Source organism: Mycobacterium sp. MMS18-G62, from assembly GCF_053877835.1.
In genome coordinates this window covers 106,708-122,389 of record NZ_CM132662.1, presented here as the reverse complement: position 1 = coordinate 122,389, position 15,682 = coordinate 106,708, and the positions used below count along the sequence as shown (strand labels likewise).

The 15,682-nt window shown below is 64.6% G+C and carries 15 protein-coding genes; 7 read left to right on the top strand and 8 right to left on the bottom strand.

Annotated elements, in window-relative coordinates; genetic code table 11:
• Positions 1 to 62: 62 nt before the first annotated feature.
• On the bottom strand, positions 63 to 1,265 hold the full coding sequence (locus tag ACWW36_RS00570) for a L,D-transpeptidase (RefSeq protein WP_456139687.1): 1,203 nt from the start codon (positions 1,263 to 1,265) through the stop codon (positions 63 to 65).
• 233 nt (positions 1,266 to 1,498) lie between these two features.
• On the opposite strand from ACWW36_RS00570, the gene ACWW36_RS00565 reads away from it, so the two are divergent.
• On the top strand, positions 1,499 to 1,885 hold the full coding sequence (locus tag ACWW36_RS00565; protein WP_456139686.1) for a BlaI/MecI/CopY family transcriptional regulator: 387 nt from the start codon (positions 1,499 to 1,501) through the stop codon (positions 1,883 to 1,885).
• A complete protein-coding gene (locus ACWW36_RS00560) occupies positions 1,882 to 2,826 on the top strand; it encodes a M56 family metallopeptidase (RefSeq protein ID WP_456139685.1) in 945 nt (314 codons plus the stop codon). The genes ACWW36_RS00565 and ACWW36_RS00560 overlap by 4 nt, the downstream gene beginning before the upstream one ends.
• A gap of 33 nt (positions 2,827 to 2,859) precedes the next feature.
• On the opposite strand, the gene ACWW36_RS00555 is transcribed toward ACWW36_RS00560, so the two are convergent.
• A complete protein-coding gene (locus ACWW36_RS00555) occupies positions 2,860 to 4,218 on the bottom strand; it encodes an adenylate/guanylate cyclase domain-containing protein (RefSeq protein ID WP_456139684.1) in 1,359 nt (452 codons plus the stop codon).
• A gap of 9 nt (positions 4,219 to 4,227) precedes the next feature.
• Positions 4,228 to 4,944 carry a hypothetical protein gene (locus ACWW36_RS00550; RefSeq protein ID WP_456139683.1) on the bottom strand — a complete coding sequence of 239 codons (717 nt, stop codon included), beginning with the start codon at positions 4,942 to 4,944 and terminating at the stop codon, positions 4,228 to 4,230.
• Positions 4,945 to 5,126: 182 nt separating this feature from the next.
• On the opposite strand from ACWW36_RS00550, the gene ACWW36_RS00545 reads away from it, so the two are divergent.
• Positions 5,127 to 5,918 carry a polysaccharide deacetylase family protein gene (locus tag ACWW36_RS00545; protein WP_456142314.1) on the top strand — a complete coding sequence of 264 codons (792 nt, stop codon included), beginning with the start codon at positions 5,127 to 5,129 and terminating at the stop codon, positions 5,916 to 5,918.
• A gap of 15 nt (positions 5,919 to 5,933) precedes the next feature.
• Here the strand turns inward: ACWW36_RS00545 and ripA are convergent, their stop codons facing one another.
• Complete coding sequence (gene ripA / locus ACWW36_RS00540; protein ID WP_456139682.1) at positions 5,934 to 7,271, bottom strand: NlpC/P60 family peptidoglycan endopeptidase RipA; 1,338 nt, start codon at positions 7,269 to 7,271, stop codon at positions 5,934 to 5,936.
• 145 nt (positions 7,272 to 7,416) lie between these two features.
• On the opposite strand from ripA, the gene dtd reads away from it, so the two are divergent.
• Complete coding sequence (gene dtd, locus ACWW36_RS00535; RefSeq protein ID WP_456139681.1) at positions 7,417 to 7,848, top strand: D-aminoacyl-tRNA deacylase; 432 nt, start codon at positions 7,417 to 7,419, stop codon at positions 7,846 to 7,848.
• Positions 7,849 to 7,866: 18 nt separating this feature from the next.
• Positions 7,867 to 8,067: a hypothetical protein gene (locus ACWW36_RS00530; RefSeq protein WP_456139680.1), complete on the top strand. Its 201-nt coding sequence runs from the start codon at positions 7,867 to 7,869 to the stop codon at positions 8,065 to 8,067.
• Here the strand turns inward: ACWW36_RS00530 and ACWW36_RS00525 are convergent.
• Positions 8,054 to 8,494, bottom strand: a complete 441-nt coding sequence (locus ACWW36_RS00525; RefSeq protein WP_456139679.1) for a MerR family transcriptional regulator — start codon at positions 8,492 to 8,494, stop codon at positions 8,054 to 8,056. The genes ACWW36_RS00530 and ACWW36_RS00525 overlap by 14 nt on opposite strands.
• A gap of 45 nt (positions 8,495 to 8,539) precedes the next feature.
• Here ACWW36_RS00525 and ACWW36_RS00520 point away from each other — a divergent pair, with 45 nt between their 5' ends.
• On the top strand, positions 8,540 to 9,160 hold the full coding sequence (locus tag ACWW36_RS00520; protein WP_456139678.1) for a class I SAM-dependent methyltransferase: 621 nt from the start codon (positions 8,540 to 8,542) through the stop codon (positions 9,158 to 9,160).
• A gap of 41 nt (positions 9,161 to 9,201) precedes the next feature.
• Complete coding sequence (locus tag ACWW36_RS00515) at positions 9,202 to 9,777, top strand: hypothetical protein (RefSeq protein WP_456139677.1); 576 nt, start codon at positions 9,202 to 9,204, stop codon at positions 9,775 to 9,777.
• Here ACWW36_RS00515 and ACWW36_RS00510 read toward each other — a convergent pair.
• Genes ACWW36_RS00510 through ACWW36_RS00500 form a run of 3 tightly spaced genes read right to left on the bottom strand, consistent with a single transcriptional unit; the run spans position 9,774 to position 15,590 of the window.
• Positions 9,774 to 11,951 (bottom strand): molybdopterin-containing oxidoreductase family protein, encoded by a 2,178-nt coding sequence (locus ACWW36_RS00510; protein WP_456139676.1) that lies wholly within the window; start codon positions 11,949 to 11,951, stop codon positions 9,774 to 9,776. The two genes, ACWW36_RS00515 and ACWW36_RS00510, sit on opposite strands and share 4 nt — an antisense overlap.
• Before the next feature lie 16 nt (positions 11,952 to 11,967).
• A complete protein-coding gene (locus tag ACWW36_RS00505) occupies positions 11,968 to 13,914 on the bottom strand; it encodes an ABC transporter ATP-binding protein (RefSeq protein WP_456139675.1) in 1,947 nt (648 codons plus the stop codon).
• A complete protein-coding gene (locus ACWW36_RS00500) occupies positions 13,863 to 15,590 on the bottom strand; it encodes an ABC transporter ATP-binding protein (protein WP_456139674.1) in 1,728 nt (575 codons plus the stop codon). Before ACWW36_RS00500 ends, ACWW36_RS00505 begins: the two co-directional genes overlap by 52 nt.
• Positions 15,591 to 15,682: the final 92 nt, after the last annotated feature.

Below are 15,682 nucleotides of genomic sequence, written 5' to 3'. Positions count from 1 at the left end.
ACGGGGTATAAATGAAAGGGCTACTATCGAGCACGTTTCAACCCGCCTGGCTGTCGCCGACGTTAGGTGCTCGCGTTGCCGGCTCGCCACTGGTCCCACGGAATGTTCCAGTCGCCCAAGCCATCAGCGCCGGGCAGCGTCGAGCCGACGGTGTTGGCGACTTCCACGATGTCCCCGCGTTTGGTGTTGTTGTAGAACCAGATTGCGTTAGCGGGATTAACGTTTAGGCAGCCGTGGCTGACGTTGCTGCGGCCTTGACTAGCCACTGACCACGGCGCGGAGTGCACGTAGATCCCGCTGTACGACATCTGCGTCGCCCACTCGACCTCGGTGCGATACCCGTCCGGAGAGTTGACCGGCACACCGTATGTCGACGAGTCCATGATCAAAAATGAGTAGCGGTCACCGATTATGTACTTGCCGTTGTCGGTCGGCGTGCTGTTCTTCCCCATTGAGATCGGCATAGTCTTCGCGATCTTGCCATTGATCCGCACGGTCATCGTCTTGGTGGCATCGTCGGCCGTCGCGATGACTTCATCGCCGATGGTAAACCGCGTCGAGACGTCCTGCTGGCCAAAGAGGCCGTCGCCCAGATCGACGCCGTACGCCTTGACCTCGACGTCCACGGTGGTGCCGGGCTTCCAATAATTCTCTGGGCGCCAACGCACTTCGCGATCGCTCAGCCAGTAAAACGCGCCGTCGATCGGAGGGTTGGCGGTGACCTTGATAGCGCGTTGGGCGGCTACGCGGTCGGGAATGCTCTCGTCGAACCGCACCGCGATCGGCTGGCCGATGCCTACCACCTCGCCGTCGTTTGGCATGACGTACGGCATCGTCAGGTTTTCTGGGGAGTGCGTTTGGAACGTCATGCGCTTACGGGCGACGCCGCTCAGCCCAAGCGCTTCGGCGGTGAGTGTGTATTGCTTGTTGTACCCCAGCGGCTCGGAGGACGTCCACGTCAGGCCATCCGGGCCGACTTCGCCGTCCAGCGATTCGCCCTCGTCGTCCACCAAGCTGACCGCACCGAGTACCCCGTCGCCGGCGGCGACCGTCACCGGAGAGTCCACCGGGACGCCGATCGCGCCATCAGTCACGGACGCCTGCAGTTTGGGCACCAGCAGATCGCCGAATGGTGTGCCCTTTTCGCTGATAACCTGCGGCTCCGGAGGTGTTGGGGCGCGGTTGCACGCACTGAGTAGCAGCGCCGCGGCGCTCAACGCGGAAACTGATGTCCGCCAGATCATTTTGCGCCGTCGGTCGGTCATCGAGCGGGCCCCCGCATCAGTCGACCTCCATTCGTCCGGTGTGCCGCGGTGTGCCTCTCAGTCTTTGTGGCGCCGATATCACTTGACTGGTCGTTCAATGAAGGTTCCGTAAAGGTACCTACGGCCTCTGTACGTAGATAGTAGGCGAAATTCATGTGGACCCGCCCTAGATCCTCCGCATGACCCCGCGGCGACGGTCTACGATCTGCGTACCCAGGTAGTAGGAGGTTCATATGCGCTCGCGGGGATTCGGCGAACTCGAGGCGGTCATCATGGAGCGCATCTGGAACCGCGAGGGAGCGGCCACGACCGTTCGCGAGATCTTCGACGAACTTGCCGCAGAACGCTCTATCGCTTATACGACCGTGATGTCGACGATGGATAACCTGCACAGCAAGGGATGGTTGACCCGCGAAAAGGACGGGAAGGCATATCGGTACTGGCCCACCCTCACCCGGGAGGAGCACAGCGCGAGACTGATGCGCGACGCCTTTGAATCCGGCGGGCGCTCGGAGTTGGTCCTCAGCCACTTCATCGACCAGATCAGTCCCGAGGAATCCGAACGCCTGCAGGCGGCGCTGCGCAAGATAGCGTCACGAAGCCGAAGGGCACGCAAGTGAGTATTGCGGTCTGTCTCCTCCTCTACAGTGTGGTGGTCCTCATCGGCGGCCCCCCGCTGCTGCGCAGGCTGACCAGCTTCGGACACGCGCCGCGACTTGGGGCGACTGCCTGGATCACCGCGATCGCAAGCGTGGTGGTGTCCTGGCTCGGGGCAACGGCTTTGGCGGTCGCCGATGTCGCTCACCACTGGATCCATCCCGGTGCTGCCATTGCCGCGTGTCTTTCAATCCTGGGAGACCTTGCCGCCGGGAACGCCGGCAAGGCAATGCAAGTCGTGCTCTTCGTGCTCGTCGGACTCGGGGCGGCGCTATTCGCCTACAGCACCACGCGGTTGTTGCGCATCCTTATTCGAATGCGGGCTCGAACGGACGGGCACGCCCGCGCTGTGCACGTCGTCGGACGCCGGGTCAGGGGTGTGGACGCGGTGGTCATCGACGCCCCGGAGCCCGCGGCCTACTGCGTTCCAGGACGCCCACACGTTGTTGTTGTCACCAGCGCCGCTCTGGCATCTTTAGGTGAAGGCGAGCTTGCAGCGATCCTTGCCCATGAGCGAGCTCACATCGAAGGGCGCCACCCGCAAATCATCGCTATCCTGCGTAGCCTGGCCGCAACATTCCCCAAGTTGACCCTCATGATCGAAGGGGCACAGCAGGTTTCGCGATTGCTTGAGATGTGCGCTGACGATACCGCCGCAAAGAAGCACGGTTCCGCTTCGCTTATTGGTGGGCTACTGGCGCTGACCCGTGCCGCACCCGCACCGTTCGGCGCACTTGGGGCGAGTGGGATCGCCGTCCTGGATCGCGCCGAGCGCCTCGTCATGGCACGGGATGCTGGCTTTGGCCGGATGGCACTGACGATCACCGTGATCGCGATCGTTGCGGGCGGTCCATTGACGACCGCACTGCTAGCAGCGTGGGGTGTGCTCTTATGTGGAATCTAATGGCGACTAGGTCATAGGAAACCAGTTTGGTTTCTAATCGCCTTGAGCGACAACGAATCGAGCGGGACTTTCGACGAACGCACGCTTGCACATGTCACCACAGAACGCGTAGGTGTTCTCCTGCCAGGTCGCCCAAGCCGCCACGTCGTCGGGCCGCATAAGCATCCCGCACACGGGGTCTGTCTCCCGGTCTTGGCGCTTCGAGATGCGGTGGCGTACCTCGACAAGCTGGAGCGGATCCGGGATGCCTTTCAGGCGTCGGGGTGGCAACACGACGAAGTCGGCATCGACGACATTTCCGGCCGCTCCACGGAGTTCTTCAGTGATCAGGAACTGGCCTGCGGTGCCGGCCGATGCCACCCGTGCGGCGAGATTGACGGTGCCACCGACGTAATCACCTTCGCGGTAAAGGACGGCGCCGTGGTGCGCGCCGATGTGCAGCGCCGGAAATTGGGGTTGTGTGTCGACGAAACTGTCCATCGCCAGCCCGAATTCGATGGCGTTGCCCGGCCGCGTGAACATCAGCATGAACGCGTCGCCGATTTGTTTGAGAATCCTGCCCGTATGCCGGGCCGCGTTGCTGCGCACGGTGATGCTGAACGTGCGCAGTACGTCTGCCGCCGCCTGATCACCCATCGTTGCGGTCAGCGGGGTAAAGCTCGCCAGATCGACGAACAGCACGGTGGCTTGCTCCTCGCCGGGCACCGCCGAGGGCGGTGTGGTCTGCTCGACAAGATGGCGCAGCAGGTCCTCACGGTTGGCGCGCTGATAGGCCCGTCGATGGAAGTGCAGCAAGGTTGGCTCGAGAAGGTCCAGCGCGGGCTTGCCGACGCGCTCAGTGGCTTCGAGCAGCTCCCGTCCGACAAGTCCCTGAGCGCGGAAACGTTCATGGACGTAGTTGTGGAATGTGCGCACCACTGCGTCAGCAAGCCGATCCGTCGCATCGGCGAAAACGCGGACAATCTGCAAGAGGGCGTCTCGGGGCATCCCGAGCTCCAGCGCTCGGGCAACCAGTCGCAGTGTGGCGATGTCGGATTCGGTGCCCTTCTCGACGTCCCAGTCCAGAATTTCGGCTAGCTCGCCGAACACGGCATCATCGAGGCCGAGACCCTGGGCAATGTCGATGAGGTTTTCCGCAACAAGATCGAGCGGAGTGGCTTCCTGAAAAATGCCTAGAAGATCACCTTGGCGGGCGGTCGCCGCCGCGAGTTGCTCATCGCCGAATCCGCGAGAGCGCGCGAACTGAATGAGCCGCAACCGGTGCAGTGAATCGGGCTCGAAGTCGCCGTTGGCTAGCCGGTGAAGTAACCCCGCGTCGGCATACCGACGAAGACGCTCCTCGGGCTCACCGGCAGTAGCGGCGAGCTTGTCCGGACTCCACGGCCCGGTCATGTCGTCACACTAGTCACCGGGCGGAAAGTCGTATTTCGCCGGGATCGACTCACCGGGCTGCGGTTTGCCGTACACCACGGCGATCTCATCGTGCGGGCCAAATGTGATCGCCGCCGGATCGCCGGACTGCGGCTTGCCGTTTACGAACACTCGCAGACTCTTGCCGTCGCCCACACGCAACGCCCCGACGTTGTCTGCCGACAAGCTGACATCCCATTCCGAAAAGAACTCGCCGAGGCTGAATTGGCGCTTCACCGGCGACTCGATGTGGATGACGCCGGAGGCATCGTGGGTGTGGAGCGGACTGATGGTGCCATGCTTCGCGTCGATACCGATGGTCGCGGGCACCGGCACCGCCTGCCCGTCCACCAGCACGTCGAGATGGGCGTGAATGTGCTCGACCGCACCCTCGCTGTTCAACATCGGCAATCCCGCGGCCTGCACTGCCGCGGCGGCATCAGCGGGAGCGGGCCATGGCGGCGGGGTATTGCCTCCAGCCGCGACCGTCGCCGGCGGGTTGTTCAAGCCGGATGCGGAGGTATCCGGTGAGCTGCGCTGGCCATTCGTCCGGAGCGCGGTGACGATCACGACCACTAGCAGTGCCACCACGATGGCAGTCCCGCCGATCCACCACCATCTGCCACCGCGCCGGCCCGAGCGAGCCTGGGTGACCGCTTTGTGCGCCGTACGCGACGACTCAGATCCGGAATTCTGCCCGGCACCCATGATTCTCCCAACGCGATCTACGTACCTACTGATCAGACTAGTAGATTTGTTGAATTGTCTGAGTTTGCAGATCATCGCGACGTGGCGCGCGACTGTCCAAAGGAGTTGGCCTGGTGCATCGCTTGCGCGGCAACCTGTGGATACCCGTTGGTCTTCTCGCGGTGGTCCTGGTGGCGGCGGCAATGGTGGTTGCAGTCCAAACCCGGCGTCCGGTCAGTGCCGACGAGGTGGACTGCACTAAGGCTAAGTGTGTGGCGCTGACGTTCGACGACGGACCGAGCCCGTTCACCGATCGGTTGCTGGACGTGTTGACTGCCAAGGGTGCAAAAGCGACGTTCTTCTTGATCGGCAACAAGGTGGCGTTGGATCCGCCGGCGGCAAAACGGATCTCCGATGCCGGGATGGAGGTTGGCAACCACACCTGGGAACACCCAAACATGTCCACAATTGCGCCCGAAGAAATTCCGCGCCAACTGAGCGCTGCAACTTCTGCGATTGCCGCGGCCACCGGGACGGCACCAAGCCTCTATCGCCCAGCCGGCGGACTATCCAACGCAGCGGTTCGTAACGAGGCTGGCAGGCAGGGCCTCGCCGAAATCCTTTGGGATGTCATACCTTTCGATTGGATAAATGACGCCGATATCGCCGCGACCGTGTACATGCTCAAGACGCAGATCAGGCCGGGCTCGGTCGTGCTACTTCACGACACCTACTCGAGCACGGTAGACGTTGTGTATCAGTTCCTTCCGGTGCTGATTGCCAACGGCTATCACATGGTCACGGTCAGCCATCTCCTCGGCCATCGTCAACCCGGCACCAGCTACGGTGGCCGGGAGAACGGGCCGCCGGTTAACAAGATACGAGACATCCCGCCAGCCGAGATACCCACATTGCCGCCAACCCCATCACCGCGGCCCGCTCCGAATCTGCCGATCACCGACCTTCCGAACCAAAATCCAGGTGGGCCACAGTGATCGAGCCGAGCAGGATCAGTACTCGATCAACCGAGTGACGTACGGCGTCATGCCGCCGGACCGTACCGGTGCGACCCTGACTTGTGATCCGGTGTACGGCGCCTCGAGCATCATGCCGTTTCCGAGGTACATGGCTTCGTGCTGACTTGCGTTGGGCCCGTAGAAGATCAAGTCGCCGCGGCGCATCTGTGACGACGGGATCTTGCGGCCCGCGTTGTACTGGTCGCCCGAATAGTGCGGCAGCTTGATTCCGACACCCGCGAACGCGTAGAGAACCAGCCCTGAACAGTCGAAGCCGACGGTGTCGGCGCCACCGTCGATTCCGCGAGATGGTCCGCTGGCGTTTCCGCCACCCCACGAATAGGGCACGCCGAGCTGTGACATGGCGCGCCGGATCACATATTCGGATGCCTGCTGCCCGTATACCCGCGGAATCCGGCCGTTGGTGATGCCCGCGTCTGCGGCCGTCGGACCACCGCCCATGTTTATCCCTAGTGACGACAAAAACTTTCGGCCCAGCTCGGCGGTCACCTGCATCGAGGACGAGGAGATCTGCAGCACCGAGTTCACAATCGCCACGGGATCGCCGAGGTTGGCGCTCGGCACCATGGGCAGTGTCGTGTCCCACTGACCGGTGTCGGCTCGAGGCGGGGTGCCCGGTGGCGCGTCGGCATCCCAGCGGTCACGCGCCGCGGCCAGCCGCGTCCGTGCGGCATCGCGCTGGGCGACGAGCCTGTCGATTTCGCTCTGCTGGGCCCCAAAGCTCTTCTGCGCCTCCGTAAGTGCCGCCACGGCGGCGTCCTGGCGGCGACGAGCATCAACGGCTACCTCATCCGCCTTCTGTTTGGCGCCACGGGCCGCCGATTCCCTGTTCGTGAGTTCGGTTCGCGCACGTCGCAAATCGTCCAGTGCGTGCTGGAATCCCACCGACAACGTCTGACCGGCTGCTGCGGTGGCAATGAGCTCTTCTGGGCTCGTCCCCGTGAGGTACGAGCCGGGTGGCCCATTGACGTATGTGGACGCCGCGAGGCTGTCGAAGCGCCGCTGGGCACCGTCGATTCCGGCGCTGGCCTCGCTGAGCGCGCGTTGGTTGGCGTCGACGTCGCGCTGAGCGGCGGCGACGGCGTCGCGGGCGGACTGCACGTCGACGATCGTCTTGTTGACCGCCTCCTGGCGCATCTGGATGGCAGCGCCTAGATCGGACAGCTGTTGGTTGGCCTCGGCGACTTCCGCTGTCAGCGTGACGACATCGGGATCAGGGTGAGACGAATTGTGCCCGGCGCGTGCGATTCCCGGTGGGGTGGCGAGGAGTCCCGCGGTCAGTGCGATCACCACGAGCGTTGTTGGTCGCATCGGTCTCCCTCACCGCTGACTATCTACGTAGGTACTCAGTACGTAGGGCGAACGTACATCAGGCGAGTCCCAAAAGAAACATCTGTCACATCTGTAACGGCCACGATTCGGTTACGACGATGACCGTCTGGCAGCATCAGCGTCCATGCGTGTTCTCGTGCAACGCGTCGTGTCGGCGTCGGTGACCGTTGACGGCGAGGTGGTCGGCGCAATACAGCCGGCCGGCCAGGGGCTACTCGCGTTAGTCGGTGTCACTCACACCGACGACGAGCAGAAGGCGGAGCGTTTGGCCGAAAAGCTTTGGCAACTGCGCATTCTCGACGATGAAAAGTCCGCGAGCGACGTCGGCGCCCCGATCCTCGTGGTCAGCCAGTTCACGCTCTACGCCAACACCACCAAGGGCCGACGGCCGACATGGAACGCCGCGGCGCCTGGCACTGTCGCCGAGCCACTGGTGAACTCACTCGCCGACGCGTTGCGGCGACTCGGCGCCCACGTGGAAACCGGTGTGTTCGGCGCCCACATGCACGTCGAACTCGTCAACGACGGCCCCGTGACGGTGCTGCTCGAGCTGTAAGACTGGCATTCTTGTCTCATGGCAAAGGAAATCGACCGGGTCCGGGCGCAGGGCGCTCTCGCGGTCATCAAACAGCACCCGCTGATGGTGCTGTTCGTGCTCTCGCCTGCGATCATCGCGCTGGGGCTCGTGTGGTGGTTGGTCAGCCCAACCCTGGCAGTGCTGCTGCTGATCGGGGCGGTGGTGGGCGGCGGTGCCGTCCTGCTCATGAAGCGTTAGGAACCGGCTGCCCGTGTTGCGCGGCGAGCTCTTCGAGGCTGACGCCGGCAAGCCGCTTGTCGAGAGCTTCGATCATGTGGGGGCATTGGTCGACAGGATGATCTGCCGGACATGCCAACGCATGCTGTAGAAAGTCGCGCGCGCCGTTGGCCCTGGCGATCAATTCGTCGATGGCGGCGATCTGGTCGCGGACCACGTCGCGCCACTGATCGCTGGGCTCGTCAAGCACGGCCGCGGCCGCCTCTAGGCGGATGCCGAGGCGCTGCATCAATTGAATGAATGCCAGCCGCCGCAGCTGCTCCGGGCTGTACATGCGTTTTCCGGCGCGGCGCTCGGGTGCCACCAGCCCGCGGTCTTCGTAGTAGCGAAGCGCCGAGGTGTTGAGCGCCAGTGTCCGGGCCGCCTCACCGATCGTCACAAGCTCCATGTCTTCATTTGACTTCAAGTCGACTTGAAGTGCCAGCGTGGTGGCATGGAAGCGCACAGTCTGTCCATCTTCGATCCCTCGGCCAATAACCCCTTCGCGCATCCGCGTGGCCGGCTCGGCCGGATTGCCGGTCGGTTCATGCGCTGGACCAACAAGCAGGACGATGTGGTCGGCGCTCTCGATGTCCATCCGGGCGACCACGTTCTCGAGGTCGGCTATGGGCCCGGCGGTCTCATCCGGCTTCTCGCCGAACGCACCCAAGCCGCGAGCATCCACGGCGTCGACCCTTCGCCAGAAATGCGCGATCAAGCCGGCAGGCTCAACCGAGCTGGCGTGAGATCCGGACGGGTCCGCCTCGACCTCGGCACCGCCGAGGAGACCGGTCTGCCCGACGCCAGCGTCGATCGCATCGTCTCGGTCAACAACGTGGCGATCTGGCCCGACCTCGCGCGCGGCGTCCGCGAACTGCACCGGGTGCTCCGCCCTGGCGGCACCGTCGTGATCGCCTGGCATGGCGGCACGTCGCCTTCGCGCATCGCCAAACGCCTGCGGCTTACCGAAGATCAGCTGAGCCGAATCGAGGAGGCGCTGCGAGGTCACTTCACCGACGTCGGCCGACGCCAACTCGCCAGCCTGGACGTCTTCCGCGCCGTTCGCCCGCAGTGAAAGCCTCGCCACCAGTGTTGTAACGGTGTAAGCATGTAATCATGCGACATCATCACATCCATGGCCGACGGGCCGGCCGCCCCGGCGGCTGGCAGCAGGCCGAGCAACCCGACGCAAGCGACGCCGCCGACTGGTTCGCCGGTCGACTGCCCGACGGCTGGTTCGCCGGCGACCCGACGGTCGTCGTCGACCGCGAAGAAATCACTGTCATTGGCCGCCTCCCCGAAACCGACAGCGCCGAGAGTGAGGCCCACGCCTCCGGACGCGTCGCCCGTTTCCGTGAAGAGACCCGATCCGAGCGCATGCACATTGCCGACGAGGCCGAGGCGCGCTATGGCCGCAAGGTGGCGTGGGGCATCGAGATTGGGGCGGTCGGTGACGACAACTATGAACGGATCCTGTTCACCCACATCGCCGTACCGGTGATGACCCGGCTCAAGCAGCCCGAGCGCCAGGTACTCGACACGCTGGTCGACGCCGGTGTGGCCCGGTCGCGCTCTGATGCGCTGGCGTGGTCGGTGCGGCTCGTCGGTGAGCATGCCGACGAGTGGCTGGGCAAGCTGCGTGAGGCGATGAAGAACGTCGACGATCTGCGCGCCGAAGGCCCGGAACTCTAGACGCGTTCGACGCCCACGTACGACGAGTTCAACGCGGACGTCTGCGACAGCGGGTCGACCGGCCCGCCGTCGACGAGCAGATTCCGGTTGGCGCCATAGGACTCCGGATCCGTCCCGCCTCGCGGGTCGAAAATCCTTGAGCCCCAGCCGTGGTCGACGATCACAACGCCTCGCCGAGGCCGGTCGTCGACCGCGGCGTCGAGCTCGATCGCACCGACGGGGGAGAACACCTTCACCCGGTCACCGTCGCTGATGCCGAGTGCGTCCGCATCCTCGGGATGGATGACCACCTCGTTGTGCTTGCCCGCCGGATGCAGGCCGGGAAGCTCGTTGAGCCATGAATTCATCGAATGCCGATTACGCCGGTTCGCCATTTGGAACGGATAACCTTCCGGCGCCGCCGGACCCGATTCGGCCAGAAGCTCGCGAGCACGCTGCACGAACTCCGGTGGTGCCGCGTGCACCTTCTTGTCCTCGGTGCGCAGCGCATCCCTGAAGTGACCGAATTCCCTTGGCCCGAGCACCCATCCGTGTGGGTGCGCCATCACATCACGCCATTTGATCCTGCGGCCGTTGACCTTTCGCCCCGTCGCCACCACCAACCGGTCGATCCAGTGCGGCCCGAACTCGATGGCGGGCCTGCGCGTGAGCCGTGCCAGTCGACGCGTCGTCTTTATAAAGCCGTTGAGTCCTTTGGCCCCGAACAGCGGCTTGTTCATCGCGATCGCGAGGTCGACGAAGATCCGCCATTCTTGCCTGGCGCCCGGCGGCGGATCCACGGCCTTCGCGCCGTACTGCACGTACGGCTCGTCGTGCATGTTGCTGGTGAACGCCAGCAAGTCGTCGCGCTCCAGCCAATGCACGGCCGGCAGCAGCCAATGCGCGTGGCGGTGGCTTTCGCGCTGAACAAAGTCGATGGCCACCAACAGATCCAGCTGCGCGAGCGCCTCGTCGAGCTTGGCTCCGTCGGGGCCGGATACAACGGGATTGCCGCAATTGATCAGCATCGCGCGGATCTGGCCGGGTCCGGGAGTGGTGATTTCGCCGGGCAGTTCACTCAGGGCGTGGGCACCGGCCACCATGTCGCGGCCTGCCACCCGGCTCTTGTGCGGCTTGGCCTTGGCGAGGTCGGACAGTCGCAATGCGTCGACGTAGCCGGGCTCGTACCGGCGGCCGCCTGGGCGGTCCATCCGTCCGGTTATCACATTGAGCACGTGGCCAAGCCACTCCGCGACGGTCCCGGCAAGATGCATCGAGACGCCGGTGCGCGTGATCGCCATCGCGGTGCGGGCGGTGGCGAATTCCCGTGCCACCTTTTCGATCTGGGCCCTCGGGACATCGCAGCGCGAAGCCAGGTCGTCGAGGTCGGCATCGGCGACGAGCCGGCGTAAATCGTCGACGCCCGTGGCGAGTTCGGTGCAGTCCTGCCGGTGCTCGAGCCCCTCGTCGAGGATGACCTTGACCATCCCCAGCAGCAGTGCCCAGTCCTGGCCCGGCCGCACCGCCAGGTGGACGTCGGCCTTGTCGGCGGTCTCGGTACGCAACGGGTCGACGACGACGATCTTCGCGCCGCGTTTCTGCCGCTCCAGTGCACGCCGCCAGCCACCGGGCACAGTCTCCAGCCAATTCCACGCGCTCACCGCCGGATTGGTGCCGACCAGCAGGAAGTAATCGCAGTTGTCGATGTCGGACACCGGTGCCATCAGCATCGAGCCGTACATCGCGGACGCGACGACGTGCATGGCGTTCTGGTCGACCGAGCCGACGAAGTACCGGTTGTGCGTGCCGACGGCATCCAGCCACGCGTTCATGAAGATGATGTTCGACGACGAGAAGCCGGATGGATTGCCGTAATAGATGCCGATCGCGTCGGGGCCGTCGGCGTCGATGAGAGCGTTCATTCTCGCCGCGATGTCGGTGATCGCCTCGTCCCACGTCGCCTCGACGTATCCGGCGCCGACCCGGCGCATCGGATTCACGATCCGTCGAGGGTGCTCGACGAGTTGGTGTGCGGTTCTGCCCTTGGCGCAGAAGTCGTGCCAGGTGTGGGGGTTTTGTTTGTCGGGGGAGATCTTCGTGACCCGGTTGTTCTCAACCGCCACTTCAACACCACAGCAGGCCAGGCAGTACCGGCAGAAGGTGTACACCGTCTTTGAATCCGGCCCAGCATTCATTCCGACATCCTGCCTTCTACGCCTGGGTCATGGCCCAGTATTCGCCGCGACGTTCCAACAGCTCGGCATGGCTGCCTCGCTCGACGATCCTGCCCGCCTCCATCACCAGGATGATGTCGGCGTCGCGAATCGTCGAAAGCCGGTGCGCGATGATGAAACTCGTCCGGTCGCGGCGCAGCTCGCCCATCGCCTGCTGGATCAACAGCTCTGTTCGGGTGTCCACGGAACTGGTGGCCTCGTCGAGAACCAGCAGCTGCGGGCGGGCCAGAAATGCGCGGGCGATGGTGATGAGCTGCTTTTCACCAGCGCTGATGTTGCCGCCGTCGTCGCTGACCCACGTCTGGTAGCCGTCGGGCAGTGTGTGTACGAACCGGTCGACGTAGGCCGCTTTGGCGGCTTCGATCACCTCGCCTTCGGCGGCGCGCGGCCGCCCGTACGCGATGTTGTCGTATATCGTCCCGCCGAACAGCCACGTGTCCTGCAGCACCATCCCGATCCGGGAGCGCAGCGACTCGCGGCTGATCGTCGAGATGTTGACCCCGTCGATCAGAATCCGGCCGGAGTCGACGTCGTAAAACCGCATCAGCAGGTTCACCAGCGTCGTCTTGCCCGCTCCTGTCGGCCCGACGATCGCGACGGTGCTGCCCGGTTCTGCGACCAGCGACAGATCCTCGATCACCGGTGTGCCGGGCTGGTAGCTGAAGTTGATGTGCTCGAATTCGACTCGGCCGCTTCGGCGTTGCCCATCGGGGGACGGAAGCGTGGCAGGCGGGTCGGGCGATTCCTCCTCGGCGTCGAGGAGGTCGAAAACCCGCTCGGCGCTGGCCACCCCGGATTGCAGCGTGTTGTACATGCCCGCCACCTGCGTCAGTGGCTGGTTGAACTGGCGTACGTACTGAATGAACGCCTGAATGCTGCCAAGCGTGATCTGACCCGTCGCCACCTGCAGACCGCCGACCACCGCGACGGCGACATAGCTGAGGTTGCCGATGAACACCGTCGCGGGAGACACCAGGCCCGAAAAGAACTGCGCCCCAAAGCTGGCGTGGTAGACGTCGTCGTTGAACTCCCGGAACTGTTCCTGCGCTCGCGCCCGGTGACCGAACGTCTTCACCACGGTGAAGCCGCTGTACGTCTCCTCGATGTGGGCGTTGAGGCGGCCGGTGTTGCGCCACTGGTCGACGAACAGCCGCTGCGACCGCCTGGCGATCGCCCGAGTCACCCACAACGACAGCGGCACCGTCACGATGGTGAGCAACGTCAGCAGCGGGGAAATGGTCACCATCATCACCAGCACGGCCACCACCGTCAGCAGCGAGGTCAGCAGCTGACTGATGGTCATCGACAACGAGGTCTGAATGTTGTCGATGTCGTTGGTGACCCGGCTCAGCACCTCACCGCGCTGGCGTGAATCGAAATAGCGCAGCGGCATCCGGTGAATCTTGTCTTCGACGTCGGACCGCAGCGCCACCATCGTGCGCTGCACGGTGACGTTGAGGATCCGGGCCTGCAGCCAAACCAGCAGCGCGGCAAGGAGATACAGCGCGAGCGCCAGCAGCAGAGTGCGGCCGACGGCGCCGAAGTCCACGCCGCGTCCAGGTACCACGTTCATGCCAGACAGCAGGTCGGCGAACGTATTGTCGCCGCGCGCCCGCGCAGCCGCTATCGCCTGCTCTTTGGTCAGGCCGGCGGGCAACTGGCGCCCGATCACGCCGTTGAACAACAGGTCGGTGGCATGCCCGAGGATTCGCGGCCCGATCACCCCGATCGCGATGCCGCCGACGCCGAGCAGGATCACCAGCGAGGTCAACCCCCGCTGCGGCGTGAGCCGCTTGACCAAGCGGATCGCCGAACCCTTGAAGTCGCGGGACCGCTCCGCCGGCGCTTGCGCAAGCCTGCCGAGTGGTCGCGTCACCGGGCGCCCACCCACTGGGAGTCGGCGAACTCCGCGTAGGTCGGGCAATCGGCGAGCAGGCTCTGGTGCGTGCCGACGCCGACGACGCGTCCGTCGTCGATGACCACGACCTGGTCGGCGGCGGCGACGGTCGAAATGCGCTGCGACACAATCACGACCGTCGCACCGGCAGACACCTCCTTCAGGGCCGCGCGAACGCGGGCGTCGGTATGCACGTCGAGTGCGGAGAACGCGTCGTCGAACAGATAGATCGCGGGCCTGCGGATGACGGCACGCGCGATCGCCAACCGTTGCCGCTGCCCGCCGGAGAAGTTGATGCCGGCTTGGGCGACTCGCATGTCCAGCCCGTCGGCGTGTGCACGGACGAAGTCGTCGGCGGCGGCGACCCGCAGCGCCTCCCACATCTCGTCGTCGGTCGCGTCGGCCTTGCCGTAGCGCAGGTTGTCGGCGACCGTCCCCGAGAACAGGTAACCACGCTGCGGCACAAGGCCGATCGCCGACCATAGTTGCTCGGTGTCGTAGTCGCGCACGTCGACGCCGCCGACGCTCACCGAGCCGCCGGTGACGTCATACAACCGGCAAATCAGAGACACCATCGTCGACTTGCCCGAGCCGGTGGAGCCGACGATCGCGGTCGTCGTCCCCGGCCGTGCGGTCAGCGAAACATCCTGCAGCACAGGGCGCTCAGCACCGGGATAGCTGAAAGTCGCGCCGTCCAAGCGGATCTCACCCTCGACCTCATCCGGCCGTACCGGCTCCGCGGGGCTGGCGATCGCGGACGTGGTGGACAGCACCTCGGAGATCCGCTCGGCACAGACCGATGCGCGCGGAATCATCACCAGCATGAACGTCGCCAGCAAGACCGCCATCAGGATCTGCATGAAGTAGGACAGGAACGCAATCAGCGAACCGACCTGCATCTGGCCGGCGTCGATTCGCATTCCGCCGAACCAGATCAGCGCGACGCTGGAGATGTTGATGACCAGCGTGGTGGCGGGCAGCATCAGCGCCTGCCAGCGGCCCGCCTCCAGTGCGGCATCGGCGAGGTCCTGGTTGGCACCGGCGAAGCGATTGCGCTCGAAGGGTTCTCGCGCGAATGCGCGGATGACCCGGATGCCGGAGAGTTGTTCGCGCATGACGCGGTTGATGCTGTCGATCAGCCGCTGCACGCGCCGGAATATCGGCAGCAGGTGTGACACGATCCAGTAGTTGGCGATTGCGAGCACCGGCACGCTCACGAGCAGCAGCCACGACAGGCCGGCGTCCTGGTGCACAGCCATGAAGATGCCGCCGATCGACATGATCGGCGCGGTGATGAGCATGGTGCAGGTCAGCTGGACGAGGAGCTGGATCTGCTGGACGTCGTTGGTGGTGCGGGTCAGCAGCGACGGGGCACCGAACCGCGCCGTCTCTTCCGCCGAAAAGCCGGTCACGTGGCCAAAGATCGCCCAGCGCAGATCGCGGCCGAAACCCATGCCTGCGCGCGAGCCGAAATACACCGCGCCGACCGCACACAACACCTGCAGCGCGGTGACCGCAAGCATCACGCCGCCGAGCCGCACGATCGCGTGCAGATCGCCCCGGGCCACGCCGTCGTCGATGATCGCGGCGTTGACGGTGGGCAGGTACAGCGACGCCAACGTGCTGATCAGCTGGAGCACGGCGACGATGCTGAGCAGCCGTCGATACGGCCGCACATACCGTCGCAGCAGCGCCCAGAGCATCTCGTAACTGTCGCATACCTCGCCAAGTGCCAGTTGTTCCGTCCGGCACGCAGCGACGGCGGCGTCCGCAAACCTCCTGCTACCACCAACTC

Bases quoted from the DNA above. Each gene is read 5' to 3' on its own strand.
- ACWW36_RS00570 (WP_456139687.1), bottom strand. From the start codon at position 1,265: ATGACCGACCGACGGCGCAAAATGATCTGGCGGACATCAGTTTCCGCG.
- ACWW36_RS00565 (WP_456139686.1), top strand. From the start codon at position 1,499: ATGCGCTCGCGGGGATTCGGCGAACTCGAGGCGGTCATCATGGAGCGC.
- ACWW36_RS00555 (WP_456139684.1), bottom strand. From the start codon at position 4,218: ATGACCGGGCCGTGGAGTCCGGACAAGCTCGCCGCTACTGCCGGTGAG.
- ACWW36_RS00550 (WP_456139683.1), bottom strand. From the start codon at position 4,944: ATGGGTGCCGGGCAGAATTCCGGATCTGAGTCGTCGCGTACGGCGCAC.
- ACWW36_RS00545 (WP_456142314.1), top strand. From the start codon at position 5,127: ATGGTGGTTGCAGTCCAAACCCGGCGTCCGGTCAGTGCCGACGAGGTG.
- ripA (WP_456139682.1), bottom strand. From the start codon at position 7,271: ATGCGACCAACAACGCTCGTGGTGATCGCACTGACCGCGGGACTCCTC.
- dtd (WP_456139681.1), top strand. From the start codon at position 7,417: ATGCGTGTTCTCGTGCAACGCGTCGTGTCGGCGTCGGTGACCGTTGAC.
- ACWW36_RS00530 (WP_456139680.1), top strand. From the start codon at position 7,867: ATGGCAAAGGAAATCGACCGGGTCCGGGCGCAGGGCGCTCTCGCGGTC.
- ACWW36_RS00525 (WP_456139679.1), bottom strand. From the start codon at position 8,494: ATGGAGCTTGTGACGATCGGTGAGGCGGCCCGGACACTGGCGCTCAAC.
- ACWW36_RS00520 (WP_456139678.1), top strand. From the start codon at position 8,540: ATGGAAGCGCACAGTCTGTCCATCTTCGATCCCTCGGCCAATAACCCC.
- ACWW36_RS00515 (WP_456139677.1), top strand. From the start codon at position 9,202: ATGCGACATCATCACATCCATGGCCGACGGGCCGGCCGCCCCGGCGGC.
- ACWW36_RS00510 (WP_456139676.1), bottom strand. From the start codon at position 11,951: ATGAATGCTGGGCCGGATTCAAAGACGGTGTACACCTTCTGCCGGTAC.
- ACWW36_RS00500 (WP_456139674.1), bottom strand. From the start codon at position 15,590: ATGCTCTGGGCGCTGCTGCGACGGTATGTGCGGCCGTATCGACGGCTG.